We start from the raw sequence: 20,059 nt of genomic DNA on the forward strand, positions 1-20,059 counted from the left end.
CCGTCTTGAGCCAGATCCCTGCCGATGCCCGGTGAATTCAGTCTCCATGGAGTATTCGTCCCAACCCTTCTTGGGCTGATGCTGCTCGCCTACGTGCTCAACAGCGGCCTGCGCGTGCTGTTGCAACGCAGTGGCGCCTATCGGCTGGTCTGGCACCCCGCCCTCTTCAACCTGGCCCTGTACGGCATCGTGCTCGGTGGGTTGTTCCACCTCCTGCGTTGGATGCAATCGTGAAAAAGATCATCGACAAAGCCCTGCCACCGGTGCTGACCGTGCTGGCGGTGATCGTGGCCCTGCTGGTGCTGCGCCAGCTGTGGGTCCATTACATGGACGAACCCTGGACCCGCGATGCGCACATCGGCGCCGACGTGGTGCAGGTCGCGCCCGATGTTTCCGGGCTGGTCGAAGCGGTGGACGTGGGCGACAACCAGGCGGTGGAGAAAGGCGCGCTGCTGTTCGTAGTGGACCGCGCGCGCTACCGGATCGCGCTGGAGCTGGCACGTGCGTCGCTGGCCGAACGGCAGGCCACGGTAGCCCAGCTGCGCCGCGAAATCGCCCGTGACCGCAGCCTGCAGGACCTGGTGGCCGGCGAGGATGCCGAAGTGCGCCGGGCCAGACTGCAGGCCGCGCAGGCCGCACAGGCCACCGCGCAGGCGGCGGTCGACCTGGCCGAACTGAACCTGGCGCGCACCGAAGTGCGTGCCCCGGCCGATGGCCAGATCAATGACCGCACCGTGCGCGTGGGCGACTACGTGACCGCCGGCAAGCCCGTGCTGGCCCTGCTGGATACCACCTCGTTCCGCGTGGATGGCTACTTCGAGGAGACCCGCCTGCGCGGCGTGGCCCCCGGCCAGCCGGTGGATATCCGCCTGATGGGCGAGGATGTGGCGCTGCACGGCCACGTGGAAAGCATGGCCGCCGGCATCGAAGACCGCTACCGCACCGATGGCAGCAGCCTGCTGCCCAACGTCACCCCGGCCTTCGACTGGGTCCGGCTGGCGCAGCGGATCCCGGTGCGCATCCGCATCGACGAGGTACCCGCCGGCGTACGGCTGATCTCCGGCCGCACCGCCACGGTGACCGTGGACCTCCACGGGACGGCCGCACACAAGGCCGGTGTCGCGCCGGTACGGGCGGGCCTGTGAACCTGCGCGCGCCCCTGCACCGGCTGCCGAGGCTGGCACTGATGATCACCCTGGCCGGCCTGGCCGCCTGCCGTACCGTCGGCCCGGATTACGCGCTGCCGGAAGATTCCGCGTTCAAGCGCCCGGCCGCCAACAGTGCCTTCATCGACACCGGCAACGCGCAGGTCGCGGCCAGTGCCGAACTGCCCGCCCGATGGTGGTCGCTGTACCAGGATCCGGTGCTGGATGGCCTGGTCGAACAGGCGCTGCGCGACAACCTGGAACTGAAGGCGGCCGATGCGCATCTGCGCCGCGCCGCAGCCCTGTACGAACAGGCCCTGGATGCCGGTGGCTTCGACTACGAGGCCGACGCCGGCGTCAGCCGTGCGCAGCTTTCGGCCGAATCGTTCCTGCTGGAACACGAACTGCCGCCGATCAACCTGGCTGACGGCAGGTTCGCGGTGAGTTACCAGTTCGACCTGTTCGGCAAGCTCAAGCGCGGTGCGGAAGCTGCGCATGCCGATGAGCAGTCGGTGGCCGCAGCGCGCGATATCGCGCGCATCACCGTGGTCGCCGAGGTGGCCGACAACTACCTGGAAATCTGCCACGCCAACCACGAACTGCACGTTGCCACCCATTCGCTGCAGCTGCAGCAGCGTGGCCGCCAGGTCACCCAGCGGTTGATCGCCGCCGGTCGCGGCACCGCGCCGGAGCTGGCCCGCGCCAATGCCCAGGTGGCGATGCTGGAAGCGGCGCTGCCACCGCTGCAGGCCAAGCGCCAGGCCGCTGCCTATTCGCTCGCCGCGCTGCTGGGGCAGACCCCCGGCCAGCTGCCGGCCGGCGTCGTGGACTGCAGCCACGCGCCGACATTGCAGCACCCGCTGCCGATCGGCGATGGCCGCGCGCTGCTGTCGCGTCGCCCGGACGTGCGCCAGGCCGAGCGCAGGCTGGCCGCAGCCACTGCGCGCATCGGCGTGGCCACCGCCGAGCTGTATCCGGATATCCGGCTGGGGGCCTCGGTCGGGGCGGCCGGCCTGCTGGCCGACTTTGGTGAGCCGCTGACCCAGCAGTGGTCGTTCGGTCCGCTGATCTCGTGGACGCTGCCTTCGTCGGGCACGCGCTCGCGCATCCGCGCCACCGAAGCCGGCGCCGACGCCGCGCTGGCCGAGTTCGACCAGACCGTGCTGCAGGCGCTGCGCGAGACCCAGACCGCGCTGGACCGGTATGCACAGGACCTGCGCCGCCTGCAGTCGCTGCAGGTGGCCCAGCAGCAGGCCACGCTGGCCGCCGAACAGAACCGCCGCCTGTACCAGGGCGGCCGCACGCCGTACCTGTCCAGCCTGGATGCCGACCGCAGCCTGGCCACCGCCGATGCCACCCTGGCCGATGCCCAGGCGCAGGTGTCGCGCGACCAGATCCATCTGTTCCTGGCGCTGGGCGGTGGCTGGGACGCTCCCGCCGCTGCCGCTGCCGTTCCCACGGCGGCGAGGTAGACGGCGATGCACGTGCTGCTGGACCGGCAAGGCTGGATGTTCTCGATCAAGACCTACCTGGCCTCGATCACCGCGCTGTACATCGGCCTGGCCGGCAATCTGTCGCGGCCCTACTGGGCGATGGCCACGGTCTACATCGTCAGCCAGCCGCTGCTGGGCCCGACCCGGGCCAAGGGCGTGTACCGCATCCTCGGCACCCTGCTGGCCGGTGCGGCCACCCTGCTGATGCTGCCGCACCTGGTGGAAACGCCGCTGCTGCTCAGCGCGGCGATGTCGCTGTGGCTGGCCGGCTGCCTGTTCCTGGCGCTGCTCAACCGCGGCCCGCGGGGCTATGCGTTCCTGCTGGCCGGCTATACCACCGCCTTCATCGGCTTCCCGGCGGTGACCTCGCCGGAACTGATCTTCGATACCGTGGTCGCCCGCAGCGAGGAGATCATCCTCGGCACGGTGGTGGCGGTGCTGTTCGCCGCGCTGGTGTTCCCGGCATCGGTGCGGCCGATGCTGACCGGCCGCATCGGCAACTGGATGGGCGATGCGGCGCAATGGTGCCGGCAGATCCTGGAGGGTGGTCGCGCGCATGCACCGCGCAACCGCCTGGCGGCCGACCTGGTGCAGTTCGAGGCGCTGATCGAGTTCCTGCGCCGCGACGATCCGCGCCATGCCGGCGCGGCGGTGTCGATGCAGCAGCTGCGCGAACGCATGCTGTTGCTGCTGCCGGTGCTGTCCTCCATCGCCGACCGGCTGGGCGTGCTGCGCCGCCACGGCGACGGCCTGCCCGCAGGCCTGGAACCCCTGGTGGAGGACATCCGCCACTGGCTAAACGCCGCCACCGACAGCCCCACGCATGACCAGCTGCGCACCCGCATCAGCGCATTGAAGCCACAGGTGGACGGTGACCTGCAGCACCTGCAGCTGGCCTCCCTGCTGCTGCGGCTGGAAGAACTGGTGGACCTGTGGGCGGACTGCCGCGCGCTGCACCACGCCATCGAGCAGGGCAGCGCGCCGCAGCACGCCGGCCACTACCGCATCAACACCCCGAGCGTGTCCGAAAGCCGCCACGTGGATTACGGCATGGCGCTGTTTTCCGCGCTCAGTGCAGGCATCGCCCTGATGAGCTACTGCGTGCTGTGGATCGGGCTGGGCTGGGAAGGCGGCGGCAACGGCGCGATGATGGCGGCGGTGGCGGCGGCGTTCTTCGCCGCGCAGGATGATCCCGCGCCCAGCATGATGTCCTTCCTGCTGTGGGCGGTGGTGGCCAGCGTGGTCGCCGGCATCTACCTGTTCGGGATCTTCCCGGCCGTGCACGATTTCGGCCTGCTGGTGCTGCTGCTGGCGGTGGTGTTCCTGCCGCTGGGCGTGCTGCTGCACCACCCGAAGACGATGCTGTTCGCGCTGCCGCTGACGGTGAACCTGGTAGCGCTGCTGAGCGTGCAGAACACCTACAGCGCCAACATCCAGAGCTTCGTCAATTCGGCGGTGGCGATGTTCATCGGGATTGGTTTTGCCGTGGTGATGACCCGCCTGTTCCGATCGGTGGGCGCTGAATGGACCGCGCGGCGGCTGGTACGACAGGGCTGGAGCACGCTGGCCGAAGCGGCCGAAGGGCGCGGCCAGCAGGATCGCAAGCGCTTCGCCGCGCGCATGCTGGACCTGCTGGGACTGCTGGCGCCGCGGCTGGCGGCGACCCCGGAAGGCAGCGACATCGCCTCGGTGGACATGCTGACCGAAGCCCGGGTGGGGCTGAACATCCTGCAGCTGCGGCGTGCCCGGCTGGAACTGCCCGAGCGCAGCCGCGAGGCGGTAGAGCGGATCCTGGCCGAGATCGCCGCGCACTACCGCCGCCAGGTGGCCGCGCGGCGTCCGCTGCCCGGTGCCCAGGCGCTGCGCGAAAGGCTGGACGCCTCGCTGTCGCGGGTCGGTGGGGTGGCCGCCAGCAAGGCCCGCGACGAAGCGCTGATGGGCCTGGTGGGCCTGCGCTTCGGGATGTTCCCGGACGCGGCAGCCGACAGCGTTGACCGTTGACGGCTGGCGGTAGCGCCGAGCCATGCTCGGCGGAATGCATCCGTTGCATGTCGCCCTGCCGGAAGCGCGCCGCTGCGCTCGCCGAGCATGGCTCGGCGCTACCGTTCCTGCGCCAGTTTCCCCGTCCAATGTCCGGCCCATTTCCGGCACGTTCTCCCGCCCGATGTCCCACCCGATCCCCGGCCCATTATCCGGCCCGTTTCCCCGTCCAATGTCCGGCCCGTTGGCCGCGCGGTGTCCACCCCCGCCCGGCCAGTCACCCCGCCGCAAGCAGCGGCGCGCTACCCTGCGCGTCCGCGCTTGCTGCGCACTTTCAACAGGAACATCCCGATGAGCTACGACATGATGGTCTTCGATGCCAGCGTGGCGCCGCGCGAAGCGACCGCCTTCATTGCCTGGTACGAGAAGCAGACCGACTGGAACGAGGATCACGACCATGACGATCCGAAGGTCGCCGCGCCGGCCCTGCAGGCCTGGTTCGCCGAGATCGCCGAACACTTCCCGCCGATGAACGGCCCGCTGTCCGATGATGAAGACGACCGCGACGAAGTGACCGACTACAGCATCGCGGCCCATGTCATCTACGGTTCGTTCGCCGATGAGGTGGCCGAGCGTGCGCATGAGATGGTGCAGGTGCTGGCCTTCCAGCACGGCCTGGGCTTCTTCGATGCCAGCAGCGATGAAGCCGCCATCGTGTACCCGGATGGCACCGTGCTGGTCCTGGAATAAGCGATGCCTGAGGCAGCGCCGGGCGATGCTCGGCGTGCATGAAGGCGTTACAGCGGCAGTTCGCCCTGCACCGCCTGTGCGCCCAGCCGCCATGCCAGCCCGGACAACCGGCTGGCGTGGCGCTGCAGGGCCTTCTCCAGCACCTCCGCAGGCCCCGCCAGGTGCAGCCGCGTACGCGCCCGGGTCAGCCCGGTGTACACCAGCTCGCGCGACAGCACCCGGCTGTCATGCCGTGGCAGCTGCAGCCACACTTCGTCGAATTCCGAACCCTGCGCCTTGTGCACGGTCATCGCGAACGCGCTTTCGTGCGCCGGCAAGGCCGCCGGATGGAATGCACGCGGATGCGCCATGTCATCGCCCGGGAACCAGGCGGCCATGCCGCCGCCGGCATCGCGCAGGCAGATGCCCACGTCGCCGTTGAACAGGCGGTGGCGGTAGCTGTTCTCGGTCACCAGCAACAGCCGGCCGTGGAAGTAGCCGGCGTTGGCACCGGCCAACAGGGTTTCGATGCGGTGGTTGAGCCCGCGCGCACCCTGCGGTCCTTCGCGCAGCGCGGTCAGCACCCGCAGCCGGCCGGCCTGCGCCAGGGCGATCGCCGGATCACCGCTGTCGGTGAGCGCGCGCCACTGCGCCAGCAGGTGTTCGCGCTGCTCCTGCAGCGGATCCAGCAGGCCTTCGTGGAAGCTGACCCCGGCCAGCGTTCCCTGCCGCAGCAGCGTCAGTGCCGCAGCACTGTCACCGGCGCGCACCGCCGTGGCCAAGGGGGCAAGGTCCAGCGCATCGCTCTGCCGGTAGCCGCGCTGCAACTGCACCCGGCGACCGGCGAACGGGGTCGGCGGCGCCTCCGCCCGCAGCGTGGCCGCGGCCATCAGCGGCTGCAGCGCGCGTGCATCGTCGTTGCGCGTGCCCTCTCCATCGCCGCTGGCACGCAGGATGGCGCTGAGCACATCGCCCGCCTCCACCGACGGCAACTGGTCCGGATCGCCGAGCAGGATCAATCGCGTCCCGCTGCCGATGGCCTCCACCAGCTTGGCCATCATCGGCAGGTCGATCATCGACGCTTCGTCGACCACCACCACGTCGAACGGCAACGGATTGTCGGCATGGTGGCGGAAGCGCGGGGAATCCGGGATCACGCCGAGCAGCCGGTGCAGGGTGGTGCCACTGCTGGGCAGCGTGGCGCACAGCTCCGGCGCCAGGCCTTCGGCCTGCAGTCGCTGCACCGCCAGGCGCAGGCTTTCAGCCATCCGTTCGGCGGCGCGCCCGGTCGGTGCGGCCAGCGCCACGCGCGGCGCCGGTTGGCCCGCCTGCACGGCGTGCGCGACCAGCAACAGCAACAGCCGCGCGATGGTGGTGGTCTTGCCGGTACCCGGTCCGCCGGTCACCAGCGCCAGCGGGTGGCGCAGGCTCACCGCCGCCGCGCGCGCCTGGTGGTCGACACGGCCGGCCGCCTGCGGGAACAACTGCGCGAACAGCGGCGCGATCGCCTCCAGCGCCACCGTCGGCAATGGATGCCGGCCGATGCGCTGCAGCCCTTCAGCCAGCTGCCGTTCGTATTCGCGGTAGCGGCGCAGATAGACCAGGCCGTTTTCCAGCACCAGCGGCGCATCGACGCTGATCGCATCGGCCTGCTCCGGGCGTGCCACCCACGGCGAGTCGTGCAGTTCCTGCAGCCACTGGCCAGCGCTCGGCCAGGCAAAGCTGCCTTCCACCAGTCGCTGCGGCTGCCCCGGATCGAAGCCTGCGTGCCCCTGCGACACTGCCAGCGAGGCCAGCGCGGCGGCGACCAGGATCGAAGGCGGGGTCTCCGGCCGCAGCCGCCCGAGGCTGAGCGCCAGCGCGTGGTCCAGCGTGCGCAGTTGGCCGGCGGCTTTCAGTTCGACCAGCAGGCTCATGCCACGCCTCCCACCACGCGGGCGACCAGCGCCGCCTGGGCGGCGTCACCGCCGGCGAACAGGGCATCCAGCGCATCCACCAGTGCGGGCTCGAAACGCGCTGCATGCACGCCCTCGCCGTCCATGCCCAGCCCGCGGCAGAACAGGTAGCGGATGCCGCCCATGTCGCGCGCGTAGTCGTAGCGGCTGCCCAGCCGGAAACGCAGCCAGCGATGCAGGGCGACGGTGTAGATCAATGCCTGCAGGTCGTATTCGCTGTGGCGCATGGCTGCGCGCAGCAGCTCCGGCGTATAGCCCGGCAAACGGTTGGATTTGTAATCGAGCACGTACCAGCGGCCCTCGCGCACGTAGGTCAGGTCGATCTTGCCGGTCATCAGCCCTTCCAGCTGGCGGCGCAGGCCGAAACCACGGCGCGCCGGCACGATGCCGAAGCGGTGCAGCAGCTGCAGCAGGGCGGGCACGGCGGTGGGCTGCATGGCGAAGTGGAACTCGATTTCCGCGCGGCGCTGGGCCGCGGGCAGGTCGTGCAGGGCACCGCCCTCGGGCAAGGGCACGGTCAGGGTGTGGCCGACCAGCGGCACCAGTACCTCGACACCGTCGTCCAGGTCGGCATCGGCGTAGCCTTCCTCGCGCAGCGCCTTGCGCAGCACCGCGGACTGGCCTTCCGGCGCCTGCTGGCCTGGCTGCCAGCCGCCCCAGGCGGCGAAGTCCGTGTTCTCCAGCGCATCGTGCAGCACGTTGCCGAAGCGGCTGCCCATGAAGCGCGGATCCACCGCGATGGTGTCCGGCTCACTGCCGGCCGGCAGCGCCGGTTCCAGGGGAAGTTCGGCACCGGCCGGTTCGTCGGCGGCGGGCGCGGGCACTTCAGTGGCGGCCGCATCGATCTCCTGCCCGGCATCGGCGTTGGCCAGCTGGGTGAAGCTGTACACCCACCAGTCGTGCGGCACCCGCCGTTCGATCAAACGCACCGGCGGCAGCTCGCCTTCGTCTTCCATCGCCAGCTGCGTCGGCCGGGTTGCCGGCGCGCGCTCATCGACCAGGATATCGGCATGCGCCGCCAACGCCGACAGGTCGCCCAGCATCGGCGCCAGCCGGGTCTTAGCCAGTCCGGCCAGGTCGCCGATGGCGATCCACAGCGCATGCTCGGCACGGGTCAGCCCCACGTACAGCAGGCGCGCATCCTCGGCGCGCTGCTCCTGGTCGCGCAGTGAGGTGGCCGCGTCCCAGGCCGCGTCCTTGTCCAGCTTCCAGTGCAGTTCGCGGCGATCCTGCGCGTGCACGGTGCAGTTGCTGGCGGTGTTCGGCGCGCCGCCGTCGATGCCGACGAACGGCAGGTAGACCAGCGGGTATTCCAGGCCCTTGCTCTTGTGCAGGGTGATGATCTGCACCCGGCGCGCGTCCGATTCCAGCCGCAGCAGCTGCTGTTCGTCGTTCTGGTCGGCATGCGCCATCTGGCCCTGCAGCCAGTCCAGCAGGCCGTGCATGCCCAGCGCCTGGGCCGAAGCCTCCTGCAGCAGCTCGCCCAGCTGCAGGTAATTGGTCAAGCGGCGTTCGCCGTCCAGCAGCGCCAGCAGGCGTTCGGCCTGGCCGGCGCAGGCATCGGCGATCACCGCGAACGGTCCGCCTCGGGTCCAGCGTTCGCGCCACTGCAACAGCTGCGCCTGGTAGCCGCGCTGCACGTCGCCGTCGCGTTCCATGCCGGCGATCGCCGCTGCATCCTGGCCCAGCAGCACCGTCGCCAGTGCCGCGCGCAGGCGCCCTTCATCGGCCGGCTGCAGCAGCGCCATCAGCAGCGCGCGCAGGTCCTGCGCTTCGCTGGTGGCGAACAGGCTCTGCTTGCCTGCGGCGACGGCGGGAATACCGGCCGCGGCCAGCCCACGCTGCACCAGCGTGGCTTCGCGGTGCGAACGCACCAGCACCGCGATGTCGCCCGGCTGTACCGGGCGACCGCGCAGTTCAGCGCGTCCGGCACGCGCGTCCACCAGCACCTGGTGGATGTCGGCCACGCAGGCGGCGCAGGCCACCTCGCGCGAGGGATCGGCGTTGAACGGGCGCCCGCCTTCGTTGCGCAGCACGCGCAGGGTCAGGCCCGGTGCCGGCTGGCCATCGCGCAGGTAGTCCGCATCACCGCGCACGCCACCGGCGGCCACCGGTTCGAACGGGATGCCCTCGTCCAGGAACGCGGTGGGCCCGGCGTTGTCGTACAGCGACTGCAACGCACGCAGCACGCTCGGGCGCGATCGGAAATTGCGGTCCAGCGCCGGTGCGACCTGCGCCCCGCGCTTGGCCTTGAGATAGGTATGGATGTCACCGCCGCGGAACCCGTAGATCGCCTGCTTGGGGTCCCCGATCAGGAACAACGCGGGCGGCAGCCCGGCCTCGCGCGTTTCTTCGCTGTCGCCGAACACGGTATGGAAGATGCCCCATTGGCGATCATCGGTGTCCTGGAATTCGTCCACCAGCGCGATGCGGTACTGGCTGCGCAGCTGCCGCACCAGGGTGTCGCGGTGCGGGCCGGCAAGCGCGTTGGCCACCCCGTCGATCAGGTCGTCATAGGTCTGCACGCGGCGTACGCGCTTGAGCGCATCCAGCCGCTGGCGGGCTTCGGCACGCAGGCCGTGCAGGAAGTTGATCGCGCGGCCGCGCAGCCAGTCCAGCCGCGCCTGCCGGACCTGCAGGTAATCGTGCAGTGCAGGCTGCAACGGCGATCCCGGCGTACGGCCGGCATGCGCTTTGTTGGTCTTCGCCTCCAGCGCAGCGGGCAGCAGCGCAGGCAGGCGCTCGCTGTCGAGCACCGTGGCCGGCCCGTCGTGCAGCGCCCAGTCGCGCAGCTGCGAACACAGCGGCTGCAGCCAGGTCAGTTTGTAGGAGGCGCCGTTGAGCCACTTGGCATCCACCGCTTCGCACAGCGCGCCGAAGAACGCGTCACCGTGATCGGCGATGGCCTGGCCCAGCGCATCGGTGGCCTGTTGCAGCCGCGGCGTCGGATCCTCACCGACCACGGCCGCCGGGGGCAGCAGCGGCAACGGCTTCAACAGATCAGGCAGGTCACCGGCCAGGGCCTCGGGGGTCTTCCACAGCCAGGTCAGCGCATCGATCGCTGATGCGTCACTGGCATGCACGCGCCACAGGTCGGCGGCCAGCTCTTCCAGCAGCGCACGGTCGCTGGCCAGCAGCTCCGGGGGATCGAAGGTATGCCCGCTTTCCAGCGCATGTTCGCGCAGCACGCGGGTGCAGAAGCCGTGGATGGTGAAGATCGCGGCGAGGTCGATCTCGTCGGCGGCGACCTGCAGGCGGCGCTGCAGCGCTGCGGCGCTTTCAGTGCCGGCGTCCAGGTGCCGCTGCAGCACCCAGCGGGTCAGCAGCACGTCCGGGGTATCGTCGTCGGCCGGGGCGCGATCCACCAGCTGCGCGGCCAGCGCCAGCCGTTCCCGGATGCGCTTGCGCAGCTCCTGGGTGGCCGCATCGGTGAAGGTCACCGCCAGCACCTGGCCGATGCGCAGGCCCTGTTCCACCACCAGCCGGGTGAACAGCGTGGCCAGGGTAAACGTCTTGCCGGTGCCGGCGCTGGCTTCGATCAGCTGCACCCCGTGCAGCGGCAGCGCCAGGTACGGATCATCGTGCAGGGTGTCCAGGTCGTTGTTCATGCGCCGCCCTCGCCGCCTTCATCGCGCAGCGCACGGCCTTCGCGCACCGCGCTGAACACTACGCGGCTGATATGCAGCAGGTCGGCGTAGCTGGCCTCGTCCTTGAACGGATCCTGCCCGCGCAGTGCAAGCTGGATCGCCTCGCCCTGCGCTTCGCCCCAGCTGCGGTCCGAGCCGTGCCAGCGCTTGGCGGCTTCGCTGAACTGCTTTTCCACAGGCGTGGTATGCAGTGTCCAGCCGGTGTACGGGCCGAACGGCAGCGGCTCACGCAGGCCGCGCGCGCGCAGCTGCAGCAGGCTGCGCAGTGCATCCCGGGCCTGGATGGGCGGCAACGCGGGCAGCAGGTGCGGGCCCACGCCGTTCTCGCCTTCATCGTGGAACTGCACCAGCGGCAGTGCATCGCCGGCGGCGTTGGCCAGCAGCCAGTCCAGCCCATGGCGGATCGCCGCATTGCCGTTCAGGCTGCCGGTGCGCAGGCGCACCAGGCCCGCGGGGTGGCGGTCAGCGACCCGGCCGTGCAGGCGCACACCGTCGATGTCGACCTCGTAGCGGCGGCTTTCCAGCGGTGCATTCCCCAGCCACTCGCGCAGTGCCAGCGCGTACGGGCGCGACTGCGCCTGCAGCGCATCGAAACCGCGTTCGCCCAGGGCGCCGGACGGCAGCAGCGCACGCGCGCGCAATCGCGGATACAACGGCGTGTCATCTTCCTGAAGCGTGGCCCGCACCACCGCCAGCTGCACGCTGCGCGCTTCGGCGCTGCGTTCGGACAGCACCAGCGGCTCCACGTCGTCGGTTTCCTGCAGGTCGCCGGGCAGGCGCAGGCCCAGCGACATCGACAGGAACTGGCCGGCGGGATCGACCAGGAAGCGGCGCAGTTCATCCAGCGACAGCCGCGACTCCACCGGTTCGGTGGTCGCGACCGGCGCGGGCAACGGCGAGCTGATCCAGGCTGGCAGCTGGCCACGGGCGCCGCCGGCGGTGGCCGCAGCAGGATGCCATTGGCGGCGATAGCTGAAACGCCTTGGGTCGCCGCCGCCGAACGCGGCCGGCGAGAACGGCTGCAAGGCATGCCGCACCACGAACTGCCGGGCGGCCTCGCGCGGTTCGGCGTGGTACTGCATCGCCGCGTCGATCAGTTCACTGACCAGCACAGAGGGCTCGCGCACGCTGCCATCGCGCGGGTCCGCGCCGAGGTAGCTCAGGTAGAACGCATCCTGCGCGGCGGCGAACAGCTGCAGGAACAGGAAGCGGTCATCCTCGCGCAGCGAACGGTCGCCCGGGCGGCGCCGCGCGCTGTCCAGTTCAGCGGTGAGCTGGTTCAGTCCGGCCGCCGGGTCACGGCGCGGGAAGTCGCCATCGTTGAGGCCCAGCACGCAGATCACCCGGAACGGCAGCAGGCGCATCGGCACCATGCGGCCGAAGCTGATGCCACCGGTCAACAGCGGTGCACGCGTATCGGCTTCGGCCAGGGCACCGGCGAAATGCGAGCGGATCACCTCGGCCGGCACACGGCCTTCGAAGCCGGCCTTGTCCGCGTCTTCGGCGAACTGGTTGATCAGCCGGCGCAGGCGTTCCAGCGCACGCTGGCTGTTCGGCGACGACGGCGGGGTCGGCAGCAGCGCGTCGAGCAGGCCCAGCAGGCGTTGCCGCCACTGCGTCGGTGACAGCGTTTCACCCAGCCGCTGCTGGTACACGGCCAACACGCGCAGCAGGCGTAGCAAGCGGTCCAGCGCCTCCAGCGCACTGCCTTCCAGTTCCGGCCACGGGGCCACGCCGGCGATGTCGCCGTCGCTGCCGCTGGCATGGCCGAGCAGCAGCCGGTCCAGCGCGAACTGCCAGGTAAAGGCGTCGTCGGCCGGGGCCTGGTGCTGGCGGCGGTGGTCGGCGCTGAGCCCCCAGCGCGCGCCCGCTGCCTGCAGCCAGTCGTGCAGGCGATCAAACGCGGCGGCATCCAGTCCGGCCGCTTCGGCCAGCGGCGCACTGGCCAGCAGGTCCAGCACTTCGTTCAAGCCGAAGCGCGACACCGGCAGGCCCAGCAGGTGCACGAAGACATCGGCCAGCGGCTCGCCGGCCAACGGGCTGGTATCGGCCAGCGCGTAGGGAATGTGGTCCTCGCCGCCGCTGCGCCCGCCGAACACCGCCTCCAGGTACGGCACGTAGGGATCGATGTCCGGGGCCAGCACGGCGATATCGCGCGCCTGCAGCGGCGGATCGAAGCGTGGGTCCTGCAGCAGGCCCCGCAGCTGGTCATGCAGCACCTGCAGTTCGCGCAGGCGGGTATGGCAGGCATGTACCTGCAGGCTGGGATCGTCCAGCCGCAACGCGGGCAACAGCGGGCCCGAAGGCAGGCCGCGGCGGTGGAAGAGGTCGCGCTGCAGCCGGTGCAGCAGGCTGTCGGACAGGCCGCCCTGGTCCATCGGCGGGCGTAGGTCGTCCTCGGGATCGTCGTAGGCGCCGATCTCGCCGGACGGATGCACCACTTCGTAGCTGCCCAGCACCGCCATGAAATCGCGCCCGGCCGCGCCCCAGGCTTCCAGCAGGCGGTTCTCGCCGGCGGCCTCGCCGAAGGGATCCGGCGCGCCGCTGCGCAGCTTTTCGCCCAGCGTCTGCAGGTCGCCCCAGTAGGCCTGCACCGGGGTGGGCAGGTAGAAATGCAGCTCGCCTACGCGCGCCTGGGTGGCCATCACCCGCAGCACGTCGGGCGAAATGTTCAGCGTGGCGAACGCGGAAAGGCGCAGCGGCAGGCCCTGCGGCAACGGTTTGCCGGCGCCTTCGAACTGCTCCAGGTAGGCCTGGATGCGGCGCGCGCGGTAGCCACGTCCCTGGGCGATGGCACGCCACAGGATCGCCTGTGGATCCTGGGGATCGGCACCGGCGTCCCAGCGCAGCAGCCAGTCGCGGCGCCAGGCCTGGTATTTTTCGAACACGCTGGCCAGCTCGCCGGCCAGCGCCCAGGGCTTGAGCGGATCGCCGCCGGACAGGTAGCTGTGCAGCGCGCGCATCGGCGGCTGCGCCATCAGCAAGTCGTCACCGAGCGCGGCATACAGGCGCCAATGCAGGGCCGCCGCGTCCAGGTCCTCGGCTTCGCCGGGCACGTTGGCATTCAAGGCGCGCGCCACGAACTCACCCGGGGTCAGGAACTCCAGGTTGGCGGCCACGCCGTACTCGGCCGCCAGGGTGGACTGCAACCAGCGCCGCATCGCCACCTGCGGGATCAGCACCACTTCCGGGTCCAGCAGCGGCTGTCCAGGCAACGGCGCACGCACGTGCCGCGCCAGCAACGCGGCAAGCACGTCCAGCGAGTTGGAATGGTAAAGGCGGAAATCGCTGGAGGGGTCGCTCATTGCATACAGTTTGCCGCAGCGGCGTGCTAAATGAATGCTGGACGCATCCGGCCCGCCTATTGCTTCACGTTGATTGTTCCGCCGCGCCGCTCGACTGTCCCGGCGCGGCTGCGCCCGTGCCGCAACGACGCATGCGACAATACTGGACGGTCCAGTACGCTTATGTTCAGCGCCACGCCCTGATCCTTCAACGTTGGAAAATTGTTAAATGGTGCCCATGCAGGCTTCCACGACTCCTCTGGTGCAGTTGACCAACGTCCGCATCGAGCGCGGCGGACGCACGATCCTGCGCGATGTGTCGCTGCAGGTGCCGCAGGGCAGCATCACCGCCGTGCTCGGTCCGTCCGGCAGTGGCAAGTCGACCCTGCTGGCCGCGCTGACCGGGGAGCTGCGTCCGGTACAGGGCGACGTTACCCTGTTCGGCAAGCCGATCCCGACCGACAACCGCGACCTGCTGGAAATGCGCAAGAGCGTCGGTGTGCTGCTGCAGGGCAACGGGCTGCTGACCGACCTCACCGTAGGTGAGAACGTGGCGCTGCCGCTGCGCGCGCATACCCGGCTGCCGGTCGCCGTGCGCGAGCGCCTGGTGCAGATGAAGCTGCATGCGGTGGGCCTGCTTTCGGCCGGCGATGCCTGGCCGCGCGAACTGTCCGGCGGCATGGCACGGCGCGTCGCGCTGGCCCGCGCGCTGGCGCTGGACCCGCCGCTGATGATCTATGACGAGCCGCTGACCGGGCTGGACCCGATCGCCTCGGGGGTCATCATGAGCCTGATCCAGCGCCTCAACCACAGCCTGGGCCTGACCAGCATCATCGTCAGCCACCACGTGCACGAGACCCTGCCGATCTGCGACCAGGTGATCGCCATCGCCAACGGTGGCGTGGTGTTCCAGGGCAGCCCGGCCGCGCTGGAAGCCAGCCAGGATCCGTTGCTGCAGCAGTTCCTGCACGGCCGCCCGGATGGCCCGATCCCGTTCGACGCCGCGCCCCGCGCGAGGACTGCCTGATGCCCTTCGTTGCCGCCACCCGCTCACTGGGCCGCGCCGGTCTGTTTTCGCTGACCGTGCTGCGCGGCTCGCTGCCGACCGCCGATTTCCTGGCCGAACTGACCCGCGAGATCTACAAGATCGGCGCACGCTCGCTGCCGATCATCGCCGTCGGCGGGGCGTTCGTCGGCCTGGTGCTGACCCTGCAGGGCTATCGCACGCTGACCACCTTCGGCGCGGCCGATGCGCTGTCCACGCTGCTGGGCCTGTCGCTGTACCGCGAGCTGGCGCCGGTGCTGACCGCGCTGTTGTTCATCGGCCGCGCTGGCAGCTCGATCGCCGCCGAACTGGGCCTGATGCGCGCCACCGACCAGATCAAGGCGCTGGAGCTGATGGCCATCGACCCGATCGCCAAGGCCGTGGCCCCGCGTTTCTGGGCGGCGGTGCTGACCGTGCCGCTGCTCACCGGGGTGTTCTGCTCGCTGGCGATCTCGGCCAGTTACTTCGAAGCGGTGCACCTGCTGGGACTGGACAACGGCGTGTTCTGGTCGGCGCTGCGCAACAGCGTGGACTTCTGGAACGACTTCGGCGTGGCGATGCTGAAATCGGCCATCTTCGGCGGCACCGCGGCGCTGGTGGCCTCGTACGTGGGCTTCCACGCCGAGCCCACCATCGAAGGCACCTCCGTCGCCACCACCCGCGCGGTGGTCAACGCCTCGCTGCTGGTGCTGATGTTCAACTTCGTGCTGTCGGCCATGCTGTTCCAGTAACTGTATTCCTTCCTGGTTCCGGCGCTTGCCAGCGCGGGAACGACCTGAACCTCCCGCCCCGTACATGCCGGGGCACCTGTCAAAAATGGTGAAATGAACATGGCCATCCGCGGTCCCAGACTGGAATTTTCCGTCGGCGCCTTCCTGCTGCTGGCACTGGCCTCGCTGTTGGTACTGGCGGTCGCTTCGACCAACCAGCGCTGGGGCCTGGGCGGTGGCGGCTACGAGCTGAAGGCCCGTTTCTCGCAGATCGGCCAGCTGCGCAAGCAGGCGCCGGTGAAGATCGGCGGGGTCAACGTCGGCCAGGTGGCGGCCATCGACCTGGATCCGGTCAAGTTCGATTCCATCGTCACCATCAAGATGGACGGCAAGTTCAAGGACCTGCCGGCCGACACCTCCGCCGGCATCTTCACCAGCGGCCTGCTCGGCGAGAGCTATATCGGCCTGCAACCGGGCGGCGATCCGGACGTGCTGAAGGGCGGTGATGAAATCGTGTTCACCCAGCCAGCGGTAGACCTGATCCAGCTGGTCGGCAAATACATGTTCAGTGGTGGCGGCGCCGGTGGCGACGCAGCCCCGTCCAACGAATCCCACGACGGCGCGCCCGCGCCCGCTACGGAAACCCAACCATGAAAATGAAACTGCTCCCGCTCCTGCTCGCTTCGACCCTGCTGGCCGCCGCTCCGCTGATCGCATCGGCACAGGCGCCTGCCGCTGCCGCCGCCACCCAGGGCCAGGCCGGCAAGACCGTGATCGATGCCAGTACCCGCATCATGACCACCCTGCAGCAGCGCAAAGCCGAGTTCAGCAAGGACCCGACCGCGCTGCGCAACTTCATCAACAGCGAGCTCAACCGCACCTTCGACCGCGATTACGCGGCACGCCTGGTACTGGGCGCGCATTCGCGCGGTGCCTCCGATGCGGACATCAAGCTGTTCGCCGATGCCATGGCCGACAACCTGATGCAGCGTTACGGTTCGGCCCTGCTGAACATCCAGGGCCGGCCGAGCTTCCGCCTGAAGGGCGAGAGCCCGTTGCCGGGCAACCGCGGCGTGCGCGTGGCCACCGAACTGGTGCGCTCGGGCGACCAGCCGACCCCGGTCGAGTACCTGATGCGCAACACCGGTGGCCAGTGGAAGATCTTCGACGTCAACATCGAAGGCATCTCCTACGTGCAGACCTTCCGCAACCAGTTCGACGCCCCGCTGCGCCAGAAGGGCATCAAGCAGGTCGCCACCGAGCTGCGCAGCGGCAGCATGCAGGCCGGAACCCCGGGCAATGGCAAGTAACACCGCCCAGGCCCGGCTGGACCAGGGCACCCTGCACCTGTCCGGCGTGCTGGACCGCAGCGCGGTGATCGCGCTGTGGCCGCAGCTGCAGTCGCTGGGGAACGGCGCGCAGGCGCTGGACCTGACCGACGTGCCGCGCGTGGACAGCGCCGGCGTGGCCTTGCTGGCCGAACTCGCCGCGCGAGCGCGGCAGCAGGGACGGACGCTGGCCATCAACGGCTCGCCGGCCGGCCTGACCGAACTGGAGGCGGCCTACCGGCTGTCTGCAGACCTTGATTTCAATGCCCCTTCTGCCGCGAGCTGACATGAACGTCGTACGCATACTCCCCCTGTTCGTCCTGGTCGCAACGCTCAGCGCGTGTGCTGCCAAACCGGCCCGTGACAGCGCCCCCAGCGCCGGCACCGTGGTCCCTGCAACCGAAGCGCCGGTCGCCGATGCAGCTCCCGCCCCGGTCGTCGACGATGCGTCCGCCAGCGCCGACGCCACGCCGGTTGCAGGGTCGCCAACGCCCGCCGCCGCGGCGCCGCCCACCGTGGATGCCGATGGTGATGGCACGCCCGATGCATCCGAAGACGACTTCGCCGCGCTGTACGGCAGCGATGGGGTCAGCGGCGGATCCGCAGCCGCCTACGATCCGTGGGAACCGCTCAACCGCCGCGTGCATCGCTTCAACGTGGTGGTGGACAACGCCGTCGCGCGTCCGCTGGCGATCGCCTACACCAACGTGGTGCCGCGCTTCGCACGCACCGGTGTGAGCAATTTCTTCAGCAACATCCGCTCGCCGGTGACCATCGTCAACCAGTTCCTGCAGGGCCGTCCGGACGATGCCTGGGACACCATGGGCCGCTTCCTGATGAACAGCACGCTGGGCATCGGCGGGCTGTTCGATCCGGCCAGCAAGGCGATGATTGCCAACCGCAAGGAAGACTTCGGCCAGACGCTCGGTGCGTGGGGCTGGCGTCCGTCGCGCTATGTGGAACTGCCGTTCTTCGGGCCGCGTACCGTGCGTGATGTGTTCGGCCTGGCCGGCGACATTCCGCTGTCGCCGATCCGCCAGATCGAAGAAGACAAGGTGCGCATCGGCCTGCAGGGCCTGCAGCTGGTGGACGCGCGTTCGCAGCTGCTGGCCGCCGATGACATCCGTTCCAGCGCCGTGGACGAATACGCCCTGGTGCGTGATGCGTGGCTGCAGCGCCGCAACTACCAGATCGAGAACGACCTGCGCGGCAAGCATGCGCGCGGCAACGACGACCTGGATTCGCCGATTCCGGTGGATGCGATGCCGATGCCGCAGTGGGGCAACTGACGGTCGTTGCAGCGAACGGCCAAGCGGGTTCACGCCATCGCATTCGCGCTGTCGCTCCCACGCTTTGCTGCGCAAACCGTGGGCCCCGTCTCACCACCATCCACACCCAGCCGCTTCGCGGCCGCCCCTGACTCAGGGGCTCCCTCCACCAGAGGGGCCACGGGGGCCATCGGTAGCGCCGACCCATGGTCGGCGGCTCTTCATCGCGGTGCCTGATGGATTCCGCCGACCATGGGTCGGCGCTACCGCTTTTCTTTTTCTTTACGTGGCGGGACGCGGGCGCGGACGGTCAGGGCCGGGCGGGAGGGGTTGGTGGGGGCGTGGAGCGCCAGGGATGGCGCGACACGAGGCCCGCATGGATGCGGTATTTGCCGTCCCCCACCAGCCCCTCCTGCCCGGCCCAACCCAGTGACCCGGCTGTAGTGCGACCCACCACGAGGGGCTCCGCCGTTCGCCGGATCAGGCCGCCAGTGCGGCGTCCACGGCCTCGCGCACGCGTGCGTCGTCCGCCGTCACGTCCGGGGCGAAACGGGCGATGACCTGGCCGTCGCGGCCGATCAGGAACTTCTCGAAATTCCACAGGATGCCCGGTGCCGGCTGGGCCAGGTCCTTGGCGGCCAGGCGCTCGCGCATCGGGCCTTCCCCGATCGCCTGCGGCTGCGCGGCGATCAGCTGCTGGTACAACGGATGCACGTCATCGCCGGCCACGCTGATCTTGGCGAACATCGGGAAACTGACGTCATAGGTCAGCTGGCAGAACTGCTGGATGTCCGCTTCGCTGCCTGGCTCCTGGCCGAGGAAGTTGTTGGCCGGGAAACCGAGGACTTCAAGGCCATGCGCCTGCTTTTCCACGTACAGCGTCTGCAGGCCTTCGTACTGCGGAGTCAGGCCGCACTTGGAGGCGACGTTGACCACCAGCAGCACCTTGCCACGGTAATCGGCCAGCGAGGCCGGCTGGCCCTCGATGGTGGTGACGGGAATATCCTGGATCGACTGGGTCACGGCGGACTCCTGGTTAGAGATTGAAAGGGAGGCATCACGCAGGGGACGCGCGGCAGCGCGCGCTCAATCCACGCAGATCGTGCCTTGGGCAACGCCGCCATCGATGCGCTGGCGGCAGCCGAAGTTTTCGCTGGCATCGCGCTGGCACACACCGGAGGCCGGCGAACCGGCAACCACTTCACCGATCGCCAGGCACTGGCCACTGCAGTCGGCCTTGGCATTGCAGGTCTTGCCGGCGTCGGCATACGGCACCACGCACTGCACGCGCTGCAGGCGACCCAGCGGACGCAGCTCACCGCCCTTCGCGGTGCACGCGGCAGCGTCCAGCGCAGCCACGGCCGGCACCGTGTCGGCGGCCGTCGTGGGGGCATCCGGACGGCTGCCACCGAAAGCACAACCGGCGAGGGAGGTCACCAGCAACAGGCTGGCCAGCAGGGAAAGGCGCATCGGCG

General features: G+C 69.7%; 16 protein-coding genes. 11 read left to right on the forward strand and 5 right to left on the reverse strand.

Going from position 1 to position 20,059, the window contains the following annotated elements; genetic code table 11:
* Positions 1–24: 24 nt before the first annotated feature.
* The 5 genes from SOM47_RS14095 (at position 25) to SOM47_RS14115 (ending at position 5,368) form a co-directional block, all read left to right on the forward strand.
* Positions 25–234, forward strand: a complete 210-nt coding sequence (locus SOM47_RS14095; protein WP_042612171.1) for a DUF1656 domain-containing protein — start codon at positions 25–27, stop codon at positions 232–234.
* Positions 231–1,145: an efflux RND transporter periplasmic adaptor subunit gene (locus SOM47_RS14100; protein WP_320505936.1), complete on the forward strand. Its 915-nt coding sequence runs from the start codon at positions 231–233 to the stop codon at positions 1,143–1,145. The genes SOM47_RS14095 and SOM47_RS14100 overlap by 4 nt, the downstream gene beginning before the upstream one ends.
* A gap of 41 nt (positions 1,146–1,186) precedes the next feature.
* The gene (locus tag SOM47_RS14105; RefSeq protein ID WP_192084938.1) at positions 1,187–2,617 is read left to right on the forward strand and encodes an efflux transporter outer membrane subunit; all 1,431 of its coding nucleotides are present in this window, start codon (positions 1,187–1,189) and stop codon (positions 2,615–2,617) included.
* Between the two features lie 6 nt (positions 2,618–2,623).
* A complete protein-coding gene (locus tag SOM47_RS14110) occupies positions 2,624–4,639 on the forward strand; it encodes an FUSC family protein (protein ID WP_320505937.1) in 2,016 nt (671 codons plus the stop codon).
* A gap of 330 nt (positions 4,640–4,969) precedes the next feature.
* Positions 4,970–5,368: a hypothetical protein gene (locus SOM47_RS14115; RefSeq protein WP_042612168.1), complete on the forward strand. Its 399-nt coding sequence runs from the start codon at positions 4,970–4,972 to the stop codon at positions 5,366–5,368.
* Positions 5,369–5,415: 47 nt separating this feature from the next.
* Here SOM47_RS14115 and recD read toward each other — a convergent pair whose 3' ends face one another.
* Genes recD through recC form a run of 3 tightly spaced genes read right to left on the reverse strand, consistent with a single transcriptional unit; the run spans position 5,416 to position 14,254 of the window.
* Entirely contained in the window at positions 5,416–7,263 is a 1,848-nt protein-coding gene (recD, locus tag SOM47_RS14120; protein ID WP_320505938.1) for an exodeoxyribonuclease V subunit alpha, read from the reverse strand.
* Positions 7,260–10,910 carry a UvrD-helicase domain-containing protein gene (locus SOM47_RS14125; RefSeq protein WP_320505939.1) on the reverse strand — a complete coding sequence of 1,217 codons (3,651 nt, stop codon included), beginning with the start codon at positions 10,908–10,910 and terminating at the stop codon, positions 7,260–7,262. Before SOM47_RS14125 ends, recD begins: the two co-directional genes overlap by 4 nt.
* Entirely contained in the window at positions 10,907–14,254 is a 3,348-nt protein-coding gene (recC, locus tag SOM47_RS14130; RefSeq protein WP_320505940.1) for an exodeoxyribonuclease V subunit gamma, read from the reverse strand. Before recC ends, SOM47_RS14125 begins: the two co-directional genes overlap by 4 nt.
* A gap of 217 nt (positions 14,255–14,471) precedes the next feature.
* On the opposite strand from recC, the gene SOM47_RS14135 reads away from it, so the two are divergent.
* The 6 genes from SOM47_RS14135 (at position 14,472) to SOM47_RS14160 (ending at position 18,605) form a co-directional block, all read left to right on the forward strand.
* Positions 14,472–15,260: an ABC transporter ATP-binding protein gene (locus SOM47_RS14135; protein ID WP_320505941.1), complete on the forward strand. Its 789-nt coding sequence runs from the start codon at positions 14,472–14,474 to the stop codon at positions 15,258–15,260.
* A complete protein-coding gene (locus SOM47_RS14140) occupies positions 15,260–16,009 on the forward strand; it encodes an MlaE family lipid ABC transporter permease subunit (RefSeq protein ID WP_042612164.1) in 750 nt (249 codons plus the stop codon). Before SOM47_RS14135 ends, SOM47_RS14140 begins: the two co-directional genes overlap by 1 nt.
* A gap of 99 nt (positions 16,010–16,108) precedes the next feature.
* Positions 16,109–16,642 (forward strand): outer membrane lipid asymmetry maintenance protein MlaD, encoded by a 534-nt coding sequence (mlaD, locus tag SOM47_RS14145; protein WP_320506022.1) that lies wholly within the window; start codon positions 16,109–16,111, stop codon positions 16,640–16,642.
* Positions 16,639–17,298 (forward strand): MlaC/ttg2D family ABC transporter substrate-binding protein, encoded by a 660-nt coding sequence (locus tag SOM47_RS14150; RefSeq protein ID WP_320505942.1) that lies wholly within the window; start codon positions 16,639–16,641, stop codon positions 17,296–17,298. Before mlaD ends, SOM47_RS14150 begins: the two co-directional genes overlap by 4 nt.
* Positions 17,288–17,602, forward strand: a complete 315-nt coding sequence (locus tag SOM47_RS14155; RefSeq protein ID WP_042612162.1) for an STAS domain-containing protein — start codon at positions 17,288–17,290, stop codon at positions 17,600–17,602. The genes SOM47_RS14150 and SOM47_RS14155 overlap by 11 nt, the downstream gene beginning before the upstream one ends.
* Before the next feature lies 1 nt (position 17,603).
* Positions 17,604–18,605 carry an MlaA family lipoprotein gene (locus SOM47_RS14160; RefSeq protein ID WP_042612161.1) on the forward strand — a complete coding sequence of 334 codons (1,002 nt, stop codon included), beginning with the start codon at positions 17,604–17,606 and terminating at the stop codon, positions 18,603–18,605.
* Between the two features lie 459 nt (positions 18,606–19,064).
* On the opposite strand, the gene SOM47_RS14165 is transcribed toward SOM47_RS14160, so the two are convergent.
* Positions 19,065–19,607 carry a glutathione peroxidase gene (locus SOM47_RS14165; RefSeq protein WP_320505943.1) on the reverse strand — a complete coding sequence of 181 codons (543 nt, stop codon included), beginning with the start codon at positions 19,605–19,607 and terminating at the stop codon, positions 19,065–19,067.
* A gap of 63 nt (positions 19,608–19,670) precedes the next feature.
* Positions 19,671–20,054: a hypothetical protein gene (locus tag SOM47_RS14170; protein WP_320505944.1), complete on the reverse strand. Its 384-nt coding sequence runs from the start codon at positions 20,052–20,054 to the stop codon at positions 19,671–19,673.
* Positions 20,055–20,059 lie beyond the last annotated feature (5 nt).

Source organism: Stenotrophomonas sp. CFBP8980, from assembly GCF_034046095.1.
Taxonomy (GTDB): Bacteria; Pseudomonadota; Gammaproteobacteria; order Xanthomonadales; family Xanthomonadaceae; genus Stenotrophomonas; species Stenotrophomonas lacuserhaii.